Origin of the sequence: Sphingomonas sp. PR090111-T3T-6A (assembly GCF_000383095.1) — a bacterium.
Classification (GTDB): domain Bacteria; phylum Pseudomonadota; class Alphaproteobacteria; order Sphingomonadales; family Sphingomonadaceae; genus Solisphingomonas.
Genome location: NZ_AORL01000009.1, coordinates 169899 through 189660, shown reverse-complemented (window position 1 = coordinate 189660; position 19762 = coordinate 169899). Strand labels below are relative to the sequence as shown.

Genomic DNA, 19762 nt, shown 5'->3' with positions numbered 1-19762 from the left:
GTGGAAGGGGACCTCACCGATGCGCTTCGAGGGTCACTTCCACAAACCGCTGGGCCAGTGGGGGCTGTCGATCTGCTCGTTCAGCGACCAGGCGCGATCGGCGTAGCGTTCGGCCGCCATGACATGGCGATCGCGGCTGGCGCTGTCGCTCGCCCGGCTCGCGGCACGACGTTCCTTCTGCTCCAGCGTGAGAAAGTGCCGGACCTCGGCGTCGGCCGTCTGCCTCTCGGTTTGCACGTCTCCATCTCCTCTGTCCCGAGATGGAATAAAACACCGCCAAATGTGTTTCGTGCCGAAATAAATCAAAACAATGCGGAAAAATTCCTGAAATCCATATGAGGGATAACATGGATTAATATAGACGCCTCGCTGTATGATCGGGTGGCGTCTTGGTCTTGTCTGGAAGAATTTTGAGCTGCGCATCAGCAGGCATAGACCCGTGCCGTGATATGGCCGATCTTCTCAGCCAGCCCGCGAGGATCGGTCAGCACGAGTTGCCGTCCCTTGAGCGTAAGTTCGCCCTCCTTGCGCAGCAATTGAAGCATGCGGTTGATGTGAACGGCGGTCAGCCCGAGCACGTCCGCCAGCTTTTCCTGCGTGAGCGGCAGTTCGAACGCCCAGGCGTCCGCGAGGCCGGAGAGCTGGAAACGATCGAGCAGTTCGAGCAGCAGGTCGCAGATCCGCTCATGCGCGGTCAGCCGGCCGAGACGGGCGATGTGCGCCAGGAGATAGGCTTCGTCCAGCGCCGTGCTGATCGCATAGGCTTCCGCCAGCGCAGGCGATATGGCGGGGCGGGGCGCGACGCAGATCGCCACTTCGGTGAGCGCGATCACCGTCGAGACCGAGCAGGGGCTATCCTGTCGGCAATGGCCGATCAGGTCACCGGGCAGCAGGAAACTCAATATCTGCCGGCGGCCATCGGGGAAGACGCGCACCCGTGCCGCCCAGCCGTCGACGATCAGCAGGGTATGGGTGATCGCCTGGCCTTCGCTCAGCAATTCCTGATCGGGCTCGACCAGCCGCACGCGAGCGATGGCGCCTGTGACGGCGGCCCTGGCGGGCCCGTCCAGTGGCATCAGCGTGTCCAGCCGCTGGAGAGCGGGAGGCGTATGCTGTCGATTGACGGCGCGGGTCATGGCTGTCCTTTCCGCGGGCCGGTGCTGCTCGACGATACCGCAAATGGCCGTAGCCCGATGGAGCCGGACCTTTCCCAGGCTGTTCCGATACCCCACCGGCATCGGCCGAACTCCGATATGTGCGCCGGAAGAAAGAAGATGGGGGCGGATCGTTCCCGCAGCCGCCGGCAGGCCTTTGCGTGTTGCCTATCGTTCGATTTCATGGCGACCGCATCGAGAAAGCGCCGGTCCCCGCGCCTGGCGACCCTCTCCCTCGCGAGGCGGCGGCCGGAAGGGGCGCGAATCCGTTTCGTGGCCGGTGCGGCAGGAGCCGCTTTCTGCGGGACGAGAATGGAAGAGGAGGCGACGAAAGGCCGCGTCGTCTATCCTGTCGCCATGTCCCCTGCGGCGATCCGAGTGCGTTTCGCCTCCCAGCCGAGGGCGACCGTAACATACGCTAAGGCGGCCGCACCGGAAGGATCTAATCTCATGTTAGACAGGGAGACCTCCGTGAACAGCGAGACCAGAGCCTATTGGCGGCAGCGTGCATCCGAGGAGCGGACCCGCGCCCAGGCCTGTCATGACGATGCTGTGCGATCCGTTCATGAGCGGATGGCGAATCTCTATGAGGGGCAACTCCAGGCATCCGGAGCGAACGACGCGCCGTAAGGCGGTTCGCCCATCCAAGGCAAACTTGTTTCGGAACCGTGTCGCGGCCATTGCGTTGAACTCGCTTCCGGGTTCGGCGGGCGGCAAGATTTCTGTCTCTATATAGGACAAATTTTCATATTAATCCGCTATTCCAGAATGTTGACTTGTGCCGAAAAGGCGTGCTTATGAACGGCGCGCGGCCAAAAATGGTGGCTTCGCTGATGGTTGAGGCGCGTTATCCAATATGGAAAAATATTCCTCCCGGAATTTTCGTGAAGCGCCGGATTCGAAGCCACAGGATGAGAGCAGCATCGACCGTTACCGGTCGATCGTGTTCCCCAATGCCGTGCGGGATCTGCGGCGGCAGCGGGGCTTCCCCCGGCTGCTCGCGCTCTCCGCGCTGATCCCCGACATTCCCTATGTCCGCCTCTCCAAGATCGAGCGGGGGGAGGTGGTCGCGCGCGCCGACGAACTGCGCCGTATCGCCGCCGCGCTGGAGGTCGCGCCGGAACAGTTGCTCGTCGATGTCGAGGCATCGGATTTCGACATCGCGGAATGGGCGGCGGACCTTCAGGACTGGTCGGCACGCGATCTGGAGGAGGACTGGTTCGCCGTCACGCTGGCCGCCGCGCTCCGCCACCGGCGGGAGGGCGACGGATCGCTGTCGATCGCGGCGATCGAGCGCGATTACGGCATCGCGCCGGTCATCCTGTCCCGGCTGGAAAACGCGTACAAGACGTTCGACCGCTGGAATGCGCAGACCGTCCGCGCGGTCTGCGCCCTGCTGGGCGTGCCCAACGTGCAGGCGCTGCGCACGCATGTCGAGCGGGTGCGGGCGAGCGGGGTTCTCGATGCGCACATCGCGCTGATCGCCAGCCCGTCGGTCCGCATCGGCAAGACGCGGGCCAAGGTCGCGGCGCTGCGCGAGGAGCTGGCGGGCGGTCTGCCCGCTCCGGTCGGCGCGAAGCTGGCGGCCCAGCCGAGGCGCGCGGCGCCGGTGGCCGCGTCCGATGCGCTGTCCGCAATGGCCCCCGTGGTCGAGGCGATCCAGGCGTCCGATGTCGCGATGGTGCGGCTGGTGCCCGTGTTCGGCGCGCCGCTGCTGGACGGGCTGATCGATCGCGTGCCCACCGGGCAGGTGGTGGAGGCGCCGCGCAGCGCGGGGCCGCGTGCCTACGGGTTGCGCGTCTGCCGGCCGACGCTGGGGCCGGGGCTTCCCGCGCACGGCACGGTGGTGGTCGATCCCGATCGCTTCCCGTCGTCCGGCGGGATCGCGGTGGTGCGTGAGGCCGAGGGGCTGCGGCTGCTGATCGTGACGGTGGATCGCCAGGGCCGGATGATCGGGTACAGCACGCATCCCGATCGCGAGGTGGAGCTGGACATGATCGATCCAGCCGATATCGGAACGGTGATCGGCGTCCTGCTGGATTGAGGCGTCCGCCCGCTTTTCGGGAGCGTAACGAGTTGTCTGACCAATATCGTCTATAATGTTCCCATACCCTTGAGCAGCCGGGAACATGATATGCGGCGTGATGCGGTCTTGCGACCAATCGGATCGGCGCGGAACGCGGGCGGCGCGCCTGATCTTTCCGCAGGGTTCGCCGTACGCGGCGCGGACAGCGTCGTGGACCTGCGATCCGGCATCGACGGCCGGGAGTTCCAGCCCTTCTACCAGCCCGTCGTCGATTTCCTGACCGGCGAGCTACTGGGTTTCGAATGTCTGGCGCGTTGGGCGCATCCGCGCCGGGGCCTGCTCGGGCCGGACAGCTTCATCCCGCTTGCCGAGGACAAGGGCTATATCGGCGCTCTCAGCGATGCGCTGCTTGCCGGCGCCGTTCAGGATGCGCGCGCCTGGCCGCTGCATCTGCGCTTTTCGATCAACGTCTCCCCTGTGCAGCTTCAGGATCTGGACCTTCCGCTCCGTTTGCTGCGACGCCTGCATGAAGGCGGGATCGAGCCGCATCGCCTGACCGTCGAGTTGACCGAAAGCCGGCCGGTGGCGGACATGGCGATGGCGCGCCGCGTGGTGACGACGCTGCGTGAGGCGGGGATCAAGGTGGTGCTGGACGATTTCGGTTCCGGCAGCGCGAGCCTGCTGTCCCTGCACCATCTGCCCTTCGACGGCCTCAAGGTCGATCGCTCCTTTCTCGTCGCCCTGGACAGCGAGAATGGGCGGACGATCATCCGGACGGTCGTGGATCTGGCCCGCAGCCTCGGCATGAGCACGGTCATCGAGGGTATCGAGACGCCGGAGCAGTTCGCCCAACTGCAAGGCATGGGCTTCGATCGCGCGCAGGGTTTTCTGTTCGGCCGGCCGATGCCGGCATCCGCTGCCGCGCGGCTGATCGCCACGCGCGGCCTCAAGCGTCTCGGCGTCCGCTGACGGCCCGCCTGAGGCGGGTCGCCGGCCTTCCTCAATATTCCGAATTGACCGCGATCGGGACGGGCGCGTCGAACGACGAGATGTCGCCGCGTGCGCCGTAGGTGGTGGTGGAACGCCCGGCGATGCGCTTCGCCTCGGTCGAGATCGCGCCGATCATCTCCACTGAAAGGTCGATCTGACGCTCCAGCACGGCGGCATTGGCGGCCGACGCCTCGCCCAGCGCGAGCAGCGCTTCCAGCAGCCGCGCGTGCACAGCTTCCTCGATCGTGTCGGCCCAATGCTCCTGCTCGCGCTCCAGGCGCGCCATCGCCGTCTCCAGCATCCCCACGAGACGCACCTTCACGGTGGCAAGCTCCGCGAGATCGCGCCCGCCGGTCCGGTTGGCGAGGCGCTCGGTCTCCTCCTGCATGATCAGCGTGAGCGAAGAGATCACGTCGATGAGGTTGCCGATCACTTCTTTCCTCCCTGCATCCGAATAATCTGGCCGAGCACGGCCGGCGCGAGGCCGAAGCCGCCGTGCGCGGCGATCGCATCGCCCATCCGCTCGGCCAGCATGCCCCGGAAAATCTCCTCGCCATGGCCACCGGAGAAGGCGCCGTCGGTGGGGACCGTCTCCATCATGATCTTGGCCATCTGCCCGGCAAACACGCTCTCGAAGGCGCGCGCGGTGGCCGCCGGATCGTTACCGGTGGCGGGCGGCATCTGCGGCGCGGGGCGCACGGGCAGCGGGGCGGTGGCGATGTCTTCCATCACTGCACCTCGATGTCGGCCTGGAGCGCGCCCGCTGTCCGGAGCGCCTGAAGCACCGTGATGAGATCGCGCGGGCTCACCCCGAAGGCATTGAGCCCGGACACCAGCGAGACGAGCGAGGTGCTCCCCTGCAACACCCCGAGCGAGCGGCCCGAGCCGTCGTCGACGTCGATGCGGGTGCGCGGCAGCACCTGCGTCGTGCCGTTGGAGAGCGGCCCCGGCTGCGAGGCGACCGGCGTCTCGGTGACGCTGATGGTGAGCCCGCCCTGCGCGATGGCAACCGGGCTGACCCGCACGTCCGCGCCCATCACCACCGTGCCAGTCGCCTCGTTGATGACGACGCGGGCGGGCTGGTCGATGTCGATCGGGACATCCTCGACACGGGCGACGAGATCGACCACCGATCCGCCGAAGCCTGCCGGCGGCGTCAGCTCCACGGTCGCGGGGTCGAGCACCTCGGCCGCGCCCGCGATGCGCTGGTTGACCGCGCCGGCAATGCGATAGGCGGTGGTGAAATCCGGGTTCTTGAGCGCGAGCTTGAGCGTGCGCGCCGATTTGAGAGCGAAGGGCACCTCACGCTCGACGATGGCCCCGCCCGCGATCCGCGCCGAGGTGGAGACACCGCGCGTCACGGTGGCGGCCGCGCCCTGCGCGCGGAAGCCCGAGACGGCGACCGGCCCCTGCGCGACGGCGTAGATCTCGCCGTCGAGGCCGCGCAGCGATGTGACGAGCAATGTGCCGCCCTGAAGGCTGGTGGCGTCACCCATCGCGCCGATCTGGACGTCGATGGTGCTGCCCGAGCGCGCGAAGGGCGGCAGCGTAGCGATCACCGAGACGGCGGCGACATTCTGCGTCTGCATCCGAACGCCGCGGATGTTCACGCCCATGCGCTCCAGCATCGACTGGATCGTCTCCTCGGTGAAGGGGATGTTGCGCGTCCGGTCCCCCGTGCCCTGAAGGCCGACCACCAGCCCGTAGCCGACCAGCTGGTTCGGCCGGACATTCTCGATATTGACGATATCCTTGATCCGCGAGGTGGGCGTCGCCAGCGCGGCGCTGCCGCCGGCCGTCGCGAGCATCGCCGTCAGGGCGAGGAGGAAGCCGGAGGAGTGTCGCATCACATTCCTTATAGGATGACGGGGAGCGCCGCCGGGCCGGCCGCGCGGGGATTTTAGGAGGGCCGTCATCAGCGGGAGCGCCGGGCCTGCCGCATGACGTAGCTGATCACCTCGGCGACGGCGGCATAGTGCTCGACGGGGATGGGGTGATCGATCTCGACCGTGGCGAAGAGGGCGCGAGCGAGCGGCGGGCTTTCGACGATCGGCACGCCGGCCTCGGTCGCGATCTCGCGGATGCGGAGCGCCACCATGTCGGTGCCCTTGGCCACCACCTTGGGCGCGGCGGAGACGCCATGCTCGTAATGGAGCGCCACCGCATAATGGGTGGGGTTGGTGATGACGACACTGGCGTCCGGCACGGCGGCCATCATCCGGCGCCGCGCGCGCTGCATCCGGATCGCGCGGATGCGGCCCTTGATCTTGGGGTCGCCTTCGTTCTGCTTATGCTCGTCCTTCACCTCCTGCTTGGTCATCCGCATCCGGTTCAGGAAGGCGCGGCGCTGGTAGAGGAAGTCGGCGAGCGCCAGCGCGATCACCATCAGGCCGACGGTCTTGAGCAGGCGGTAGGCGAGTTCGGCGGTCGCGCTGGCGATCATGTCGGGGCCGGCGCCGATCATCTGGTCGAGCGCGATCACGCGCGGCCACAGCAGCAGCAGCGAGGCGACCGCGATCGCGAGGAACTTGGCGAGCGTCTTGGCGAACTCCACCAGCGCGCGCTGGCCGAGCAGCCGGCCGAGCCCGGTCATGGGCGACAGCTTCGACCATTGGGGCGCAAGGCGGGACCAGCTCAGCGTCGGCCGGCCCTGGATGAAGATGGTGGAGAGCGCGCAGCCCACCAGCACGGCGGCGAGCGGCGCGACGGCGAGGGCGAACTGTCCCGCGATGCCGGTGGCGAGATCCTGCGCGCCCAGGGGATCGAGCGCATAATCCTCCGCGCTGCCCCATAGCCGGACGAACATCGCCCCGAGCCGCGCCAGCGTCCAGGCGCCCATGCCGCCCGCCACGATCATCATGCCGACGAACATGGTGGCGTGGCGCACCTCGCTGGCGATCGGCACCTGCCCGCGCTTGCGCGCGTCCTCAAGGCGCTTGGCGGTGGGCTCCTCGGTCTTCTGGTCCTGATCGGTATCGGCCATGTCAGAAGGCCCAGCCGGTCCGCATGAAGGCCGCCATCGCCTGGCTGAAGCCGGTCAGCGCGACGCCCAGCGTGCCCGCGAGCAGGGTCAGCCCGAGCAGGATGTTGAGCGGCTGGGCGATGAAGAAGATCTGGATCGTCGGCGCCACCCGCGCGGAGATGCCGAGCGCGACGTTGAACAGGATGCCGTAGGCGATCAGCGGCGCCGCCATGCCGAGCGCGAGCCCCGTGGCGCGCGTCGTCGCCTGGATCGCGAGCTGGGCGAAGTCCCCGCCCGGCGGCAGATGGCCGACCGGGAACAGGTCGTAGGAATGGACGATCATCCCGATCCAGAGATGATGGACGCCGAGCGCCATGCAGGAGACGGTGGCCGCGACCGTGATGAACTTGGCGAGCAGCGGCACCTGCCCGCCCATCGAGGCGTCCGCGATCAGCGTCGAGGAAAGGCCGACCTGCACGCTGATCAGCCCGCCCGCCATCGCGGCGGTGTTGAACAGGATGCGCACGATCATTCCCATCGCGATGCCGACCAGCATCTCCGCGATCACGGTGGCGGCGAGGCCGGCCTCGTCGGCGCTGGCCGCCGCCACCTTGCAGTCGAGCAGGCCGTAGAGGCCGAGCGTCATCCCGATCGCCAGCATCAACCGGATCTGCCCCGGCATTCCGTCGTCCGAGAAAGCGGGGAGCAGCATCACCACCGCCCCCACCCGCGCGAACAGGAGCAGGAAGGCCGTCGCGTGGAAGGGGAGGTCCGCCATGGCGCGCTCAGCCCGCGATGATCGCGTCGGCCACGCGCGCCATGAAGGTGGAGAGCGCATGCCCCATCAGCGGCAGGCAGAGCAGCAGCACCACCCCGATCGCCACGATCTTGGGCACGAAGGTGAGCGTGCTCTCCTGCACCTGCGTCAGCGCCTGGAACAGGCCAACGGTGACGCCCACCACCAGCGATGCGAGCAGCATCGGGCCGGCCAGCGTGAGCGTCAGCACCAGCGATGCCTTGGCGAACTCGGCGGCCTGGAAGGCGTCCATCGCCGTCAGATCTGCATGTGCATGATTTCGGTGTAGGCGCTCACCACGCGGTCGCGCACGGCGACGACGGTGTTGAGCGCCGTCTCCGCCGCGCCGATCGCGGTGACGACGTCCACCAGATCGCCCTTGCCGGCGACCTGTTTGGCGCTTGCCGTTTCGGCCTGACGCAGCGAGCCGGAGGCTTCGCCGACGAGGCTTTCCACCATGCCACCGAAGCTGGCGGCGGGGGAGGCGGCGGCCGTGTCGTCCGGCGTCGAGGACGGGGCGGATGCCGCGCCCAGCACGCGATTATAGGCGGAAGCGGCGTCGAGGCTGCTGATCGACATGGCGTGTCCCTTCACTTGATGAGATCGAGCGTGCGCATCGTCATGTCGCGCGCGGACTCGATCGCGTTGAGATTGGCTTCGTAGGAGCGCTGGGCGGCCTTCATGTCGGCCGTCTCGATCAGGTTGTTCACATTGGGCTGGAGCACATAGCCCGACGCATCCGCCGCCGGATTTCCGGGCTGGTAGATGCGGTTGAAGTCGGACTTGTCGCCGACGATGGAATCCACTTTCACCATCGTGCCGCCGGTCGCCTTGTCGACCTCCGACTGGAAGGTGGCGACGCGGCGGCGATAGGGATTGCCGCCCGGCGTCTTGGCCACCGAATCCGCGTTGGCGAGGTTTTCGGCGATGATGCGCATCCGGAGCGACTGCGCGCGCAGGCCCGACGCGGAGACGCCGATCGACGTCTTGAGATCCATAAATCCTCCTCGCTGCCGGCCCCTGGACGCGCGTGGTCCCGCCCCGTCCTCCCGGCATTTTCCTTATAGGCATTTCTTGCCGGGTTCCGGCTGATCCCGGAAATTTATTCCTATAACAAATCCCGGAAGGAGAGCCGCATGTCCGTGCTCGAGGGAATACCGATCGACCTGTCGATCGTGCTGGGATCGACCCATGTGCCGATCCGTCAGGTGCTGAAGATGAGCCGTGGCGCGATGATCCCGCTCGATTGCGGGCATGACGATCCCACGCTGGTCTATGTGAACGACGAGCTGGTCGCGCAGGGGCGCATCCTCGTCGAGAATGAGCGCATGTCGCTGGAGATCACCGAGATCATCCGGAAGGCGCCCTGAGATGGACATCCTTTCCGTGCTGCGCACGCTCGGTGCGCTGGGCATCGTGCTCGGGATGCTGGGCGGCGCGCTGTGGGCGGTGCGCCGCTACGACATCCGCCTGCCGTCGCGTTTCCTCGCGGGGCCGCAGGAGCGGCGGCTCGCGGTGGTCGAGCGGCTGGCGCTCGACGGGCGGCGCTCGGTGGCGCTGATCCGCGCCGGCGATCGCGAGCACACCGTGCTGATCGCGCCCGAAGGCCTGCTGCTGCTCGACGCCGCCAAACCCACCTCTCCGAGGAGCCTCGCCGATGCGTAAGGCGCTCATTCCGCTGATCCTGCTGCCCGTCCTGCTGCTGGCGGCCGAACCGGCGCTGGCCCAGAGCATCGCCGCCAACGGGCAGAACCTTACCGCCAATCTGGGGCCGGGGGCGCTTTCCGGCCGGGCGATCCAGCTCGTGCTGACGCTGACGGTGCTGAGCCTCGCGCCCGGCATCCTGATGACCGTCACCTCCTTCACCCGCATCGTCGTGGCGCTGTCGCTGCTGCGCTCGGGGCTGGGCGCGCAGGGCGTGCCGCCGAACCCGGTGATCATCAGCCTCGCGATGTTCCTGTCCTTCTTCGTGATGGGGCCGACCTTCGACGCCGCGTGGCGGCAGGGCGTGGTGCCCTATAATCAGGGACGGCTGACCGAGGCGCAGCTCTTCGACCGGGCCTCCCGGCCGTTCGAGGACTTCATGCTGAAGCATGTCCGCGACGACGATCTGCGCCTGTTCGTCCGTCTCTCCGGCAAGCCGCCGGTGGCGCGCGCCGACCTGCCGATCTCGACGGTGATCCCGGCCTTCATGATCTCGGAGCTGCGCCGCTCGTTCGAGATCGGCTTCCTGCTGCTGCTGCCCTTCCTCGTGATCGACATCGCGGTGTCGGCGGTGCTGATGGCGATGGGCATGATGATGCTGCCGCCGGCGACGATCTCGCTGCCGATGAAGATCATCTTCTTCGTGCTGGTCGACGGCTGGGCGCTGGTGGCGGGCTCGCTCGTCAAGAGCTTCGGCGGGGTGGGCTGATCCCGGTTCAGCCGCGCCGGTTGTAGCGGAGCGCTGGGTCGTCCAGCCAGCGCGCGAGGGTGGCGAAGGCCAGCGGCGTGAGGAAGCTCAGGCCCGCCTCGCCGTCCTTCGCCCAGCGGACGGCGGCCGACACCGGCGGCAGGCCGGCGATGGCGAGCGTCAGAAGCTGGTCGGGTTCCAGCGCCGTGGCGGTGACGATCCGCGCGCCGCGCTGCGACAGGTTGGCGACGGCGGCGTGATGATGATGCCCGTCGAGCTGGATGTCGGCGCTGCAATCGGTGACGAGACGCGGCGCGCGGATCTGCCGGACGCCCGCCCGTTGCGGTGCCGGCCGGGGCTCGGCGAGGATCTGGCGGAGGTCCTCCACCCGCTCGTCGAACTGGACGCCGAGGCCGCCTTCCTTCGTCCAGCGCACCCTGCCCGAAACGGACTGGCCGTTGCGCAGCTCGATCTGCACGGCGTCCCCGGTCTCGAACCGGGTGAACACCTCGGCCATCAGCCCGCCCGCCGAGATGTTGCGGACGCGGCAGAGGCCGTCCGTCCGTTCGCCGACGATCCGGCCGACAAGCAGCAGCGTCAGCGCGCGCGGGTCGCGCCGCTCCTGCCCGCGCTGGGGAGCGGAAGGCGAGGATCGTGTGGGCATGGCCTCCTCCTGCATGGCTCGATCCCGCGTCTCAGGCCGGCGTCGCCTGGGTAACGATCGCGCGGCGCACCGTTTCCCGGCCGAAGGTCTGCACCGCCGCGTCGAGCAACACCCGGCGGAAGGCGTCGACACCCGGCACCAGTCCATCCGGCCCACTGGCCATGGGCGTACGATAGGTGCGCATGTTCACCGCGTCGAGCAGAAGCGGCATGTTCTTGCGTATCCTTTCGGCCTGTTCGCTCGACACCTCGATCTGGCCCTCGAACGTCACATAGCCCGAGAGGCGCCCGTCCGCGAAGACGAGCGGGGCGATGATGGGGCCGGTCGACACGAACCGGGTGTCCCGTTCGGCCTGCGCGTGCCGGTCGGCCATCACCAGGCTTGTGGCGAACGCGCCGGCGCCGCCGGTGCCGAGGCCCGCGATCAGGATCAGCGCGGAGAGCAGGGCTTTCTTCATCGTCTCTGTCCCCGGCCTAGAACTGGAAGCTCGCGTCGCGCGGCAGCACGGGGGGCTCGGCCATGACGACGATGGTGATGCGGCGGTTTTCCGGGCGCTCGGGCTGATCGGTGTAGATCGGCTCGGTGCCCGCCTTGGCGGTGACCGCGGTGAAATGATCGGCGGGAAGGCCGGCGGCGATCATCGCCGAGCGTGCGGCCAGAGCCCGCTCACCCGACAGGCGCCAGTTGGCGTCGCTCTGGCCGCCAATGGAATCGGTATGGCCCTCGATCGCGATCTGCGCGCCCGACTTGATGAGCTTCTGCGCGATCCGGCCGAGCAGCGCGCGGGCATAATCGTTGAGCTGGGCGGTCGTGCCCACGAACATGGTGCGCTTCGCGGAATCGACGAGGTTGATGCGCACACCGTCGCGATCGGGCTTCACCTGCACATTATGCTGGCTGTCGGGCTGGGCTTCGAGCGCGACCAGCATCTCGTCGGCGAAGACGCGCAGGGCGGAATCGGGGATGTCGGCGGTGCCGCCACGCGCAGCACCCTTGGCCCCCGCTTCGGCGGAGGGCTGGCCGACCGGGTCCTTGTCATTGGCCTGCGCGCGGCGGGCATGGCCGCCGAGGCCGGGCTGCGGGCCGGGCTCGGTGGTGAGCACGGCGGGCACGGAATTGGTGGTGGCGGGCGAGAAATATTCCGCCAGCCCCTTGAGCCGCGTCTTGTCCGGGTTGGAGAGCAGCCAGAGCAGCATGAAGAAGGCCATCATCGCCGTCACGAAATCGGCATAGGCGACCTTCCACGCGCCGCCGTGATGGACGGCGTGCTTCGGCTTGCGGCGGCGGCGGATGATGACGGGCGCGCTGTCCTCGCTGTCGAACCGGGCCATCTCGTCAAACCTCCGCGAGGGCGGCGCTGAGCCGGGTCTGCACGGCAGTGAGCCGCACCGGGGCGACCGCCTCCGCCGCCGACAGGCCGGCGGCGATCCGGTCAAGCACGGCCGCGCTCTCGTCGGCGCGCTGGGCGAGGAGGTCGAAGAGCTGGAACTGCTCCAGATATTCCATGGCGAAGCGCGCGTCGGAGGCCAGCAGGGTGGCGAGGCCGTCGATCAGCGCGCGCATGTCGCGGATCTCCGTGGCGATCGCCGCGCAGAGCGCGCCGTGCGCGGGGCCGGTTCGTTCCTCGATCATCCCCAATCCTTCGTTTCCGGCCATGTCAGAACAGCTCGACATCGCCGCCGGCATCGCCCGCCGCGTGCAGCGCGCGCAGCGGCGGCGCCCGGTCGATCAGCGTGGAGCGCACCCGCCCTTCGTAGGGCATGAACTCCACCTTGCGGGCGTGCGTGCCCTCCAGCTCGCAGCGGCCGATCTCGATCCCTTCGGCCGCCATGAACTGGCGCGCGAAGGCGGCGTTGCTGCTGCCGATCCGGCCGAGCCCGGCGATGATGTTGGCCCCGCCATAGAGATGCGCGCGCAGCCGGCTGCGCGAGGCGCCCGCCTGCATCATCGCGTTGATCAGCAATTCCATCGCATGGATGCCGTAGCGCTGCTGCTCGGCCGGCGGCACCTCGTCGCCGGGCTCCGCGAGCAGGAAATGGTTCATCCCCCCGATCCGCGCCTGAGGGTCCTGGAGGCAGACCGCCACGCAGGACCCGAGCAGCGTCGAGATGATCACGCCCGGTTCGGCGACGACCCTGTGCTCGCCCTGGACGATGGGGATGCGGCGCATAGGATCAGTTCAGCTCCCCGAACACGCGCTCGATCTTCTCCTTGAGCGCGGCGGGGGCGAAGGGCTTCACCACATAATTGTTCACGCCGAGCGCGGCGGCCTTCTGCACCACCTCGCGATCGGCCGAGCCCGTCAGCATGATGAAGACGGTCTTGCCGATCACCGGATCGGCGCGCACCGCCTCCAGGAACTGGAGACCGTCCATGTCGGGCATGTTGTAATCCGAGATCACCAGATGCACGCGATCCGACTTGATCGCCGCCAGTGCCTCGGCGGCGCCGGCCTTGTCGCGGACATCCTTGAAGCCGAGATCCTGGAGGGTGCGTCGGATCATCGCCCTCATGCTCGTCTGGTCGTCCACGACCATGACCCGTATTGCTGACGCTGCCGGCATGACTTGCTCCCAAAAATCCTAGTGCGCCCGACATGCCGCGAGGATGGCCTCGGGCAGTGCGGACAGGCTCAGTTCGCGTTCGACCCCGCCCAGCTCGAAGGCCGCGCGCGGCATTCCGTAGACCACGCAGCTCGCCTCGTTCTGGCCGAACGTGCGGGCGCCGGCGCGGCGCATCTCCAGCAGTCCCTCGGCCCCGTCCTGGCCCATGCCGGTGAGGATCACGCCCACCGCCGCGGCGCCGAGTGGCGCCACGGAGCGGAACAGCGCGTCGACCGACGGCCGATGGCCGCTGACCGGCTCCGCCGCCCGCAGCCGGATATGCCCGGTGCTGTCGCCGGACAGTTCCATGTGGGTTGCCCCCCCAGGAGCAATATAGACGGTTCCGCGCCGCAACGGCGTGCGGTCGGCCGGTTCGATGACGGTGACGCGGGCGTCCCGGTCGAGCCGCGCCGCGAAGCCTCGGGTGAAGGCGGCGGGCATGTGTTGCACCACCAGCACCGGCGGGCAGTCCGCCGGCAGCGCATGGACCAGCGAGAAGAGCGCCTCCACCCCGCCGGTCGACGCGCCGATGGCGATCACCATGTCGCGCCACGTGCCGGCCGGCGCGGCGGCCACGGGCGTCACCGGCGATGGCCCCGGACGGACGGAGGCGCGGGCCGCCTCCTTCACCATCTTGCGCAGCCGCGCACCGTCCTGCGCGATCTCCAGCGGGTTGCCGGTCGGCTTGGCGATGCAGTCGACGGCGCCCAGCCGCAGCGCCTCGATCGTCACCTCCGCGCCGCGCGCGGTGAGCGTCGAGCACATGATGACCGGCATCGGGCGCAGGCGCATGATCCGTTCGAGGAAGGACAGCCCGTCCATCCCCGGCATCTCGACGTCGAGGGTGACGACGTCGGGGTTCAGCTCCTTGATCATCGCGCGTGCGGCGTGCGGCTCGGGCGCGAGGCCGACGACCTCGATGGCGGGGTCGGCCGAGAGGATGCGGTTCAGCATCGCGCGCATCGATGCGCTGTCGTCGACCACCAGCACGCGGACGGGGGCATCGGCGGCGGGGATCATGCCGCCTCCTTCACATAGGCGGTCTGCGCGACGGGGCGCATCGCGGCGGTGGCGGGGCCGATCAGTCGCTCGGAATGGCCGATATAGAGATGGCCGCCCGGCCGCAGCAGGCCGACGAGACGCGCCTCCAGCTCGGCCTTCGCCGCATCGTCGAAATAGATCATCACGTTGCGGCAGAAGATCGCGTCGTACCGCTGGCGCATCGGCCAGTCCGCGAAGAGGTTGAGCGGTCGCGCCGTCACCAGCGCGCGCAGCTCGTCGGCGATCCGATGCTCGGCGCCTTCCGTGTGCAGCCAGCGCGAGCGATAGGCCTGCGGGATCGGGCGGACGGCCGTGTCGTCATAGACACCACGCGCCACCGCCGCAACCGCCTGCGGCGCGATATCCGTGGCGAGCAGCTTCACTTGGCCACGGGCGAGCCAGTCGGTGTCCCGGTCGGTGCCCGCGAGCGTCATGGCGATGGAATAGACTTCCTCGCCCGTCGAGCAGCCGGCCGACCAGATCCGCACCGGCTGACCCGCCTCGGCGCGCTGGCGGAGCGCGGGCAGCACATGGGTGCGCAAATGATCGAAATGATGCTGTTCGCGGAAGAAATGGGTGTGGTTGGTGGTGAGTGCCTCCACCATCACCGCGCGTTCGGCGGCGTCGCGGCGGACCAGCGCTACATAGTCCCGGAAATGGCCGAGCCCATGATCGCGCAAGCGCCGCGACAGCCGCGAATGCACCAGCGTCACCTTGCTGTCCGGCAGGTGGATGCGCGCTTCCTCGTGCAGGATCGCCGCGATCGCCCGGAATTCGGCCGGGTCGAGCGTCGCGCCGCCCGCGAGCGCGGAGGCGGGCGCGTCGGCTTCGGGGGCGGCGGCCTCGATCACGCGGCGATGTCGGCGAGCTGGCGGACGAGGCTGATCGCGTCGAGGTCGAGCAGCAGCACCATGGCGTCGTTCGCCTCGCTGCCGAGCTGACGGCGCTCGATCCGGGCGAGGCCGGCGACGACATTGCTCTCGTTCACGCCGGTATCGGGCGCGGGCTGGATGTCGGCGCCGTTGATGACGACAATGTCGGCCAGCTCGTCGACGAGGAAGCCCGCCTGCTTGCCGCCAACATGCGCCACCAGCACGCAGGAGCGCGCGTGGATCGGGCTCGGTGTCCAGCCCAGACGCTCGGCGAGACCGATGACCGGCACCACCGCGCCGCGCAGGTTGGTGACGCCGAGGATGTAGGAGGGCACGCCCGGCAGCGGAGTCGGCTCCTCCCATTCGCGGATCTCGACGATCGCGCGCATGTCGATGCCGAACATCTGGTTGCCCAGCGTGAAGGTGACGACCTTGCGCTCGTCGATGCCGGGTTCTTCGATCCTGCTCATGCGGCCATTCCCTTGGGTGCGAATTTGCTGAAACCGGGCGATGCGATCAGGGCATCGATGTCGAGGATGAGTGCGATCGAGCCGTCGCCGAGGATGGTCGCGCCACCGAGGCCCTTGATCGGATAGAGATTGTCCTCGAGGCTCTTGATCACGACCTCGCGGCGGTTCTCGATCGTGTCGATCATCAGCCCGACGAGGCCGGACGTGCCGCTCTCGACGATGATGACGACCGATTCCTCGGGTGCGCGGCGCTGATGCTCGGCGATGCCGAACAGATCGCTCGCGCGGCGCATCGGCAGATAGGCGCCGCGCAGCTCGATCACCTCGGAGCCGGGCGAGACGCGCTTCACCTGCCCCGCCACCGGCTGCACCGTCTCCACCACGTTGGAGAGCGGCAGCACGAAGCGCTGGTCGGCCAGCCGCACGATCATGCCGTCGAGGATGGCCAGCGTAAGCGGCAGCGCCATGGTGAAGCTGGTGCCCTCGCCGGGGATGGAGTGGATCTCCACCCGGCCGCCGAGCGCCTCGACATTGCTGCGCACCACATCCATGCCGACGCCGCGGCCGGAGATGTTGGAGATAGTCTCCGCGGTCGAGAAGCCCGGCGCGCAGATCAGGTTGTCGATCTCCTCGTCGGTCAGCACCGCGTCGGGCGAGACGATGCCCTTCTCGATCGCCTTGGCACGCACCCGCGCCCGGTCGATCCCGCGCCCGTCGTCGGCGACGCGCACGATGATGCGCGCGCCCTTCTGCTCGGCGGAGAGGCGGATCGTCCCTTCGGCGGGCTTGCCGGCGGCGAGGCGGTCCTCGGGGGATTCGATGCCATGATCGACGGCGTTGCGGATCATGTGGGTGAGCGGATCGCCGATCTTCTCCAGCACGCCCTTGTCGACCTCGGTCGTCTCGCCGGTGGTTTCGAGCACCACCTGCTTGCCGGTGGCCGCCATCAGGTCGCGCAGCATCCGGGGGACGCGCGAGAAGGCCTGACGGATCGGCTGCGCGCGCAAGGACATCACATTGTCCTGAATCTGCCGCGTCAGGCGGGCGAGCTGGGGCAGCTCGACGCGCTCCTGATCGGCGGGCGCGAGGCGGTCGGACAGGATCGAGCCCTGAATCACCAGCTCGCCGATCAGGTTCAGCAGCTGGTCGAGCTTGGAGAGATCGACGCGGATCGTCTGCTGCGGCGCTTCGGACGCCTTCGCCTCGGGGGCGGTGGGCTCGCTGGTCTCGACGATGCGGAGTGTCGGGGTGGCAGCGGGCGGGGACGCGATCTCGGGCAGCGGCGCCGGCGCGGGCGGTGCGATTGGAGCCGCTTCCTCGCGCCGGACGTCGATCAGCGAATCCGGCGCCACGAAATCGAAGCACTCGCGGATGTCCGCTTCCTCGACCGTGCCGGGCAGGCCGATCGTCCAGACGCAGTAGCTCTCCTCGGGATCGAGATCGCGCAAGGCAGGCAGCGCGGAGAGATCGGCGTCGAGGATCGTGCCGCCCATCCGCTCCAGCTCGCGGATCACGAGGATCGGCTCGCCGCCATTGGCCATCGCGTCGCGCGAGGGGCCGAAGCGCACCGTCCAGCCGCTCGCCGCTGCCGGTTCGGCCGCGAAATCGTCGAGGGCAACCGCCACCGGCTCGAAGCCGAACGGATCGTCGAGGATGTCGAGATCGACCACGACCGGCGCGAAGCCGAACTCGTCCGCCGGTTCGGGCGCTGCGACCGGGGCTGGCACCGGCTCCGCGGACGCGCCCTTGTTGGCGAGGAGCTTGTCGAGCTGCTCCAGCATCTGGGCGTCGGCCGGCGGCGTGCCGCCCGACTGGGCTGCCGCGACATGATCGGAGAGGATGTCGAACGCGCCCAGCATGATGCCGGTCACGGCCGCGTCCGGCGGGATCGAGCCGCCGCGCACCTCGTCGAGCACATTCTCGAAGCGGTGCGAGAAGGCAAGCAGCGCCATGTGCCCGAACGCGCCCGAGCCGCCCTTGATCGAGTGGACCGCGCGGAACACGCCCGCGATCGTGTCGGCCGAGACCTGCCCGCTGGCCATCGCCGACAGCCCCTGTTCGGCGACGGCGAGCCCCTCGGCGCATTCCTCGAAGAAGATTCCCTGGATTTCGTCCAGGCCGTCGTCGCCCCCGGCGCTCACGGGCACACCCGGCGGATGGCGGCGCCAAGCTTGGCGGCGTCGAAGGGCTTGGTGATCCAGCCGGTGGCGCCGGCGCTGCGGGCGCGGGCTTTCTTGTCGTCCGAAAATTCGGTGGAGAGCACGAGGATCGGCGTCCCCCGGAATTCCGGCACGCCGCGCACTGCCTCGATCAGCTCGAAGCCGTCCATCCTGGGCATGTTGATGTCGGTGATGAGCAGGTCCGGCTTCACCTCGTGCATCCGCTCCAGCCCCTCGGCGCCGTCCTCGGCGCCCTCGATGCGGAAGCCCTGCGCGGTGAGTGAGGCCTTGAGCAGCATCCGCATACTGGCGGAATCATCGACCGTCAGGATGAGCTTGGTCACTGGACGGGTTCCTCTTCGTCGGTGAGCCCGATGCGCGGGGCGAGGCGGCACGCCTTCACCCGTTCCGCGAACGCGGGGCTGGATGATGGGATGGAGAAGGGCAGGCCCTTGGCCTCCGCTTCGTCCTTCGCGGCAACGAGGAGCTGGAGCACGGCCTGGCCGATGCTCTCCACCTCGCCGGCGTCGATCTCGATCCCGCCGGCCACGTCGCAGGCGAGGACGAGGCGGACGCGCAAGTCCTCCGCCGTCGTAGTGACGGCGTGCGCGGGCAGCGTCACCGTGCGGCCGGCGGCCGGGGCGGTGGCGGGGGGCGTCTCAAGCGGCTGCACTGAGCTGATCCTTGGCTTCGTCGAGCGCATCCTCGAGCTGGTTGAAGGAAGGTGCGTAGCTGGAGGGCGTCATCCGCCGCGCCAGCTCGACCGCGACCTGCGTGGGCAGGCCCTGCGCATGGGCGATGATCGCGGTCTTCACGAGCGCGAGGGGCTTCTGGTCCGCCTCGACGATCTGGAGCAGCTTGGACGCCACCGGCCCGACGAAGCAGTAGGAGAGCAGCACGCCCAGGAAGGTGCCAACCAGCGCGCCGCCGATCATCGCGCCGAGGATGTCGGTCGGCTGGTCGATCGAGCTCATCGTCTTGATGACGCCGAGCACCGCCGCGACGATGCCGAGCGCCGGCAGGCCGTCCGCCATCATCTGGAGCGCGTGCTGCGGCTGGAGTTCCTCGGCATGGTGGCGCTCGATGTCGCTTTCCATGGCTTCGGCGATCTGATGCGGGTCCTCGAAATTGACCGTCATCATGCGCAGATAGTCGCAGATGAACTCGATCAGCCCGGCATCGGCGAGCAGGCGCGGATAGCGGGAGAAGATCGGGCTGGCCTCGGGCTTGTCGAGATGGCTGTCGATCGCGGTCGGTCCGCCCTTGCGGAAGGTGGTGAGCAGCGCGAAGAGCAGCGCCAGCAGGTCGCGATAATCATTCTCCTGCCAGCGCGGGCCCTTGAAGACGCGCCGGATGCCGGCGCCGGCCTTCTTCACCGTGCCCATCGAATTGGCGAGCAGGAACGAGCCGATCGCGGCCCCCGCGATCGCCATCAGTTCATGCGGCAGGGCATGGAGGATGACCATGATGTTGCCGCCGGAAATCAGGAAGCTGCCGAAGACGCAGATCAGGACGACGACGACGCCGATTCCATTGAGCATGACCAACCTCGAAATAAAAAAGGCAGAAGCCGCCTGATGATTATAGGAGGGATGGCGAAGCGACGGTCGCGACCGACAAAAAAGCGGGGTCT

Annotated in this window: 28 protein-coding genes; 5 read left to right on the top strand and 23 right to left on the bottom strand. The window is 68.4% G+C overall.

The annotated features are described in order from the left end of the window. Window positions 1–33 precede the first annotated feature (33 nt). Window positions 34–237: a hypothetical protein gene (locus tag ST3T6A_RS0102725; protein ID WP_019831355.1), complete on the bottom strand. Its 204-nt coding sequence runs from the start codon at window positions 235–237 to the stop codon at window positions 34–36. Window positions 238–422: 185 nt separating this feature from the next. After that, window positions 423–1136 carry a Crp/Fnr family transcriptional regulator gene (locus tag ST3T6A_RS0102720; protein ID WP_019831354.1) on the bottom strand — a complete coding sequence of 238 codons (714 nt, stop codon included), beginning with the start codon at window positions 1134–1136 and terminating at the stop codon, window positions 423–425. 874 nt (window positions 1137–2010) lie between these two features. Between ST3T6A_RS0102720 and ST3T6A_RS0102710 the strand changes: the two genes are divergently transcribed. Together ST3T6A_RS0102710 and ST3T6A_RS0102705 are read left to right on the top strand one after the other, a co-directional pair. Next, window positions 2011–3198 carry a helix-turn-helix domain-containing protein gene (locus ST3T6A_RS0102710; protein WP_019831352.1) on the top strand — a complete coding sequence of 396 codons (1188 nt, stop codon included), beginning with the start codon at window positions 2011–2013 and terminating at the stop codon, window positions 3196–3198. Window positions 3199–3390: 192 nt separating this feature from the next. Beyond that, complete coding sequence (locus tag ST3T6A_RS0102705) at window positions 3391–4149, top strand: EAL domain-containing protein (protein ID WP_162140500.1); 759 nt, start codon at window positions 3391–3393, stop codon at window positions 4147–4149. A 31-nt stretch (window positions 4150–4180) separates the two neighbouring features. Here ST3T6A_RS0102705 and ST3T6A_RS0102700 read toward each other — a convergent pair whose 3' ends face one another. From ST3T6A_RS0102700 to flgC, 8 genes are all read right to left on the bottom strand, one after another. Further along, window positions 4181–4603 carry a hypothetical protein gene (locus ST3T6A_RS0102700; protein WP_019831350.1) on the bottom strand — a complete coding sequence of 141 codons (423 nt, stop codon included), beginning with the start codon at window positions 4601–4603 and terminating at the stop codon, window positions 4181–4183. Continuing rightward, window positions 4600–4899, bottom strand: coding sequence for a rod-binding protein (locus tag ST3T6A_RS0102695; protein ID WP_019831349.1), 300 nt, complete (start codon window positions 4897–4899; stop codon window positions 4600–4602). Before ST3T6A_RS0102695 ends, ST3T6A_RS0102700 begins: the two co-directional genes overlap by 4 nt. Continuing rightward, on the bottom strand, window positions 4899–5978 hold the full coding sequence (locus tag ST3T6A_RS0102690) for a flagellar basal body P-ring protein FlgI (protein ID WP_235785712.1): 1080 nt from the start codon (window positions 5976–5978) through the stop codon (window positions 4899–4901). Before ST3T6A_RS0102690 ends, ST3T6A_RS0102695 begins: the two co-directional genes overlap by 1 nt. A 107-nt stretch (window positions 5979–6085) precedes the next feature. Further along, a complete protein-coding gene (gene flhB, locus ST3T6A_RS0102685; RefSeq protein WP_019831347.1) occupies window positions 6086–7153 on the bottom strand; it encodes a flagellar biosynthesis protein FlhB in 1068 nt (355 codons plus the stop codon). Window position 7154: 1 nt separating this feature from the next. Next, the gene (gene fliR / locus ST3T6A_RS0102680) at window positions 7155–7910 is read right to left on the bottom strand and encodes a flagellar biosynthetic protein FliR (protein ID WP_019831346.1); all 756 of its coding nucleotides are present in this window, start codon (window positions 7908–7910) and stop codon (window positions 7155–7157) included. Between the two features lie 7 nt (window positions 7911–7917). Next, window positions 7918–8181 (bottom strand): flagellar biosynthetic protein FliQ, encoded by a 264-nt coding sequence (locus ST3T6A_RS0102675; RefSeq protein ID WP_019831345.1) that lies wholly within the window; start codon window positions 8179–8181, stop codon window positions 7918–7920. Window positions 8182–8186: 5 nt separating this feature from the next. Continuing rightward, window positions 8187–8507 (bottom strand): flagellar hook-basal body complex protein FliE, encoded by a 321-nt coding sequence (locus tag ST3T6A_RS0102670; RefSeq protein ID WP_019831344.1) that lies wholly within the window; start codon window positions 8505–8507, stop codon window positions 8187–8189. Between the two features lie 11 nt (window positions 8508–8518). Continuing rightward, a complete protein-coding gene (flgC, locus tag ST3T6A_RS0102665) occupies window positions 8519–8926 on the bottom strand; it encodes a flagellar basal body rod protein FlgC (protein WP_019831343.1) in 408 nt (135 codons plus the stop codon). A gap of 138 nt (window positions 8927–9064) precedes the next feature. On the opposite strand from flgC, the gene ST3T6A_RS0102660 reads away from it, so the two are divergent. From ST3T6A_RS0102660 to fliP, 3 genes are read left to right on the top strand one after another with little or no spacing between them, the layout of a single operon-like run. Then, window positions 9065–9298, top strand: coding sequence for a FliM/FliN family flagellar motor switch protein (locus ST3T6A_RS0102660; RefSeq protein ID WP_019831342.1), 234 nt, complete (start codon window positions 9065–9067; stop codon window positions 9296–9298). 1 nt (window position 9299) lies between these two features. Continuing rightward, window positions 9300–9593 carry a flagellar biosynthetic protein FliO gene (locus ST3T6A_RS0102655; protein ID WP_019831341.1) on the top strand — a complete coding sequence of 98 codons (294 nt, stop codon included), beginning with the start codon at window positions 9300–9302 and terminating at the stop codon, window positions 9591–9593. Further along, complete coding sequence (gene fliP / locus ST3T6A_RS0102650) at window positions 9586–10341, top strand: flagellar type III secretion system pore protein FliP (RefSeq protein WP_019831340.1); 756 nt, start codon at window positions 9586–9588, stop codon at window positions 10339–10341. The genes ST3T6A_RS0102655 and fliP overlap by 8 nt, the downstream gene beginning before the upstream one ends. Window positions 10342–10348: 7 nt before the next feature. Here fliP and ST3T6A_RS19145 read toward each other — a convergent pair whose 3' ends face one another. The 13 genes from ST3T6A_RS19145 to motA are packed head-to-tail and all read right to left on the bottom strand — an operon-like array spanning window position 10349 to window position 19670. Beyond that, window positions 10349–10984, bottom strand: a complete 636-nt coding sequence (locus ST3T6A_RS19145) for a PilZ domain-containing protein (protein WP_162140499.1) — start codon at window positions 10982–10984, stop codon at window positions 10349–10351. A 31-nt stretch (window positions 10985–11015) separates the two neighbouring features. Then, on the bottom strand, window positions 11016–11441 hold the full coding sequence (locus ST3T6A_RS0102640) for a hypothetical protein (protein WP_019831338.1): 426 nt from the start codon (window positions 11439–11441) through the stop codon (window positions 11016–11018). 16 nt (window positions 11442–11457) lie between these two features. Further along, window positions 11458–12315: a flagellar motor protein MotB gene (locus ST3T6A_RS0102635; RefSeq protein WP_019831337.1), complete on the bottom strand. Its 858-nt coding sequence runs from the start codon at window positions 12313–12315 to the stop codon at window positions 11458–11460. A 4-nt stretch (window positions 12316–12319) separates the two neighbouring features. Next, the gene (locus ST3T6A_RS0102630) at window positions 12320–12616 is read right to left on the bottom strand and encodes a hypothetical protein (protein ID WP_019831336.1); all 297 of its coding nucleotides are present in this window, start codon (window positions 12614–12616) and stop codon (window positions 12320–12322) included. Window positions 12617–12641: 25 nt separating this feature from the next. Further along, the gene (locus ST3T6A_RS0102625) at window positions 12642–13154 is read right to left on the bottom strand and encodes a chemotaxis protein CheD (RefSeq protein ID WP_019831335.1); all 513 of its coding nucleotides are present in this window, start codon (window positions 13152–13154) and stop codon (window positions 12642–12644) included. 4 nt (window positions 13155–13158) lie between these two features. After that, a complete protein-coding gene (locus ST3T6A_RS0102620) occupies window positions 13159–13548 on the bottom strand; it encodes a response regulator (protein WP_026359365.1) in 390 nt (129 codons plus the stop codon). Window positions 13549–13566: 18 nt separating this feature from the next. After that, window positions 13567–14607: a protein-glutamate methylesterase/protein-glutamine glutaminase gene (locus ST3T6A_RS0102615; RefSeq protein WP_019831333.1), complete on the bottom strand. Its 1041-nt coding sequence runs from the start codon at window positions 14605–14607 to the stop codon at window positions 13567–13569. Continuing rightward, window positions 14604–15479, bottom strand: coding sequence for a CheR family methyltransferase (locus tag ST3T6A_RS0102610; RefSeq protein ID WP_019831332.1), 876 nt, complete (start codon window positions 15477–15479; stop codon window positions 14604–14606). The genes ST3T6A_RS0102615 and ST3T6A_RS0102610 overlap by 4 nt, the downstream gene beginning before the upstream one ends. Then, window positions 15476–15970 carry a chemotaxis protein CheW gene (locus tag ST3T6A_RS0102605; RefSeq protein WP_019831331.1) on the bottom strand — a complete coding sequence of 165 codons (495 nt, stop codon included), beginning with the start codon at window positions 15968–15970 and terminating at the stop codon, window positions 15476–15478. Before ST3T6A_RS0102605 ends, ST3T6A_RS0102610 begins: the two co-directional genes overlap by 4 nt. Further along, the gene (locus ST3T6A_RS0102600) at window positions 15967–18117 is read right to left on the bottom strand and encodes a chemotaxis protein CheA (RefSeq protein WP_019831330.1); all 2151 of its coding nucleotides are present in this window, start codon (window positions 18115–18117) and stop codon (window positions 15967–15969) included. The genes ST3T6A_RS0102605 and ST3T6A_RS0102600 overlap by 4 nt, the downstream gene beginning before the upstream one ends. Then, entirely contained in the window at window positions 18108–18473 is a 366-nt protein-coding gene (locus ST3T6A_RS0102595; protein ID WP_019831329.1) for a response regulator, read from the bottom strand. The genes ST3T6A_RS0102600 and ST3T6A_RS0102595 overlap by 10 nt, the downstream gene beginning before the upstream one ends. After that, window positions 18470–18802, bottom strand: a complete 333-nt coding sequence (locus ST3T6A_RS0102590; protein WP_019831328.1) for an STAS domain-containing protein — start codon at window positions 18800–18802, stop codon at window positions 18470–18472. Before ST3T6A_RS0102590 ends, ST3T6A_RS0102595 begins: the two co-directional genes overlap by 4 nt. Next, complete coding sequence (gene motA, locus ST3T6A_RS0102585; protein WP_019831327.1) at window positions 18789–19670, bottom strand: flagellar motor stator protein MotA; 882 nt, start codon at window positions 19668–19670, stop codon at window positions 18789–18791. Before motA ends, ST3T6A_RS0102590 begins: the two co-directional genes overlap by 14 nt. Window positions 19671–19762: the final 92 nt, after the last annotated feature.

Excerpts from the sequence above, each read along its gene's own strand:
- ST3T6A_RS0102635 (WP_019831337.1), bottom strand. The coding sequence starts at position 12,315 with ATGGCCCGGTTCGACAGCGAGGACAGCGCGCCCGTCATCATCCGCCGC.
- ST3T6A_RS0102670 (WP_019831344.1), bottom strand. The coding sequence starts at position 8,507 with ATGTCGATCAGCAGCCTCGACGCCGCTTCCGCCTATAATCGCGTGCTG.
- ST3T6A_RS0102675 (WP_019831345.1), bottom strand. The coding sequence starts at position 8,181 with ATGGACGCCTTCCAGGCCGCCGAGTTCGCCAAGGCATCGCTGGTGCTG.
- ST3T6A_RS0102625 (WP_019831335.1), bottom strand. The coding sequence starts at position 13,154 with ATGCGCCGCATCCCCATCGTCCAGGGCGAGCACAGGGTCGTCGCCGAA.
- ST3T6A_RS0102660 (WP_019831342.1), top strand. The coding sequence starts at position 9,065 with ATGTCCGTGCTCGAGGGAATACCGATCGACCTGTCGATCGTGCTGGGA.
- ST3T6A_RS0102640 (WP_019831338.1), bottom strand. The coding sequence starts at position 11,441 with ATGAAGAAAGCCCTGCTCTCCGCGCTGATCCTGATCGCGGGCCTCGGC.
- fliR (WP_019831346.1), bottom strand. The coding sequence starts at position 7,910 with ATGGCGGACCTCCCCTTCCACGCGACGGCCTTCCTGCTCCTGTTCGCG.
- ST3T6A_RS0102615 (WP_019831333.1), bottom strand. The coding sequence starts at position 14,607 with ATGATCCCCGCCGCCGATGCCCCCGTCCGCGTGCTGGTGGTCGACGAC.
- ST3T6A_RS0102690 (WP_235785712.1), bottom strand. The coding sequence starts at position 5,978 with ATGCTCGCGACGGCCGGCGGCAGCGCCGCGCTGGCGACGCCCACCTCG.
- ST3T6A_RS19145 (WP_162140499.1), bottom strand. The coding sequence starts at position 10,984 with ATGCCCACACGATCCTCGCCTTCCGCTCCCCAGCGCGGGCAGGAGCGG.
- ST3T6A_RS0102655 (WP_019831341.1), top strand. The coding sequence starts at position 9,300 with ATGGACATCCTTTCCGTGCTGCGCACGCTCGGTGCGCTGGGCATCGTG.
- ST3T6A_RS0102630 (WP_019831336.1), bottom strand. The coding sequence starts at position 12,616 with ATGATCGAGGAACGAACCGGCCCCGCGCACGGCGCGCTCTGCGCGGCG.
- ST3T6A_RS0102710 (WP_019831352.1), top strand. The coding sequence starts at position 2,011 with ATGGAAAAATATTCCTCCCGGAATTTTCGTGAAGCGCCGGATTCGAAG.
- flgC (WP_019831343.1), bottom strand. The coding sequence starts at position 8,926 with ATGGATCTCAAGACGTCGATCGGCGTCTCCGCGTCGGGCCTGCGCGCG.
- ST3T6A_RS0102620 (WP_026359365.1), bottom strand. The coding sequence starts at position 13,548 with ATGCCGGCAGCGTCAGCAATACGGGTCATGGTCGTGGACGACCAGACG.
- ST3T6A_RS0102720 (WP_019831354.1), bottom strand. The coding sequence starts at position 1,136 with ATGACCCGCGCCGTCAATCGACAGCATACGCCTCCCGCTCTCCAGCGG.
- fliP (WP_019831340.1), top strand. The coding sequence starts at position 9,586 with ATGCGTAAGGCGCTCATTCCGCTGATCCTGCTGCCCGTCCTGCTGCTG.
- ST3T6A_RS0102605 (WP_019831331.1), bottom strand. The coding sequence starts at position 15,970 with ATGAGCAGGATCGAAGAACCCGGCATCGACGAGCGCAAGGTCGTCACC.
- flhB (WP_019831347.1), bottom strand. The coding sequence starts at position 7,153 with ATGGCCGATACCGATCAGGACCAGAAGACCGAGGAGCCCACCGCCAAG.
- ST3T6A_RS0102695 (WP_019831349.1), bottom strand. The coding sequence starts at position 4,899 with ATGGAAGACATCGCCACCGCCCCGCTGCCCGTGCGCCCCGCGCCGCAG.
- motA (WP_019831327.1), bottom strand. The coding sequence starts at position 19,670 with ATGCTCAATGGAATCGGCGTCGTCGTCGTCCTGATCTGCGTCTTCGGC.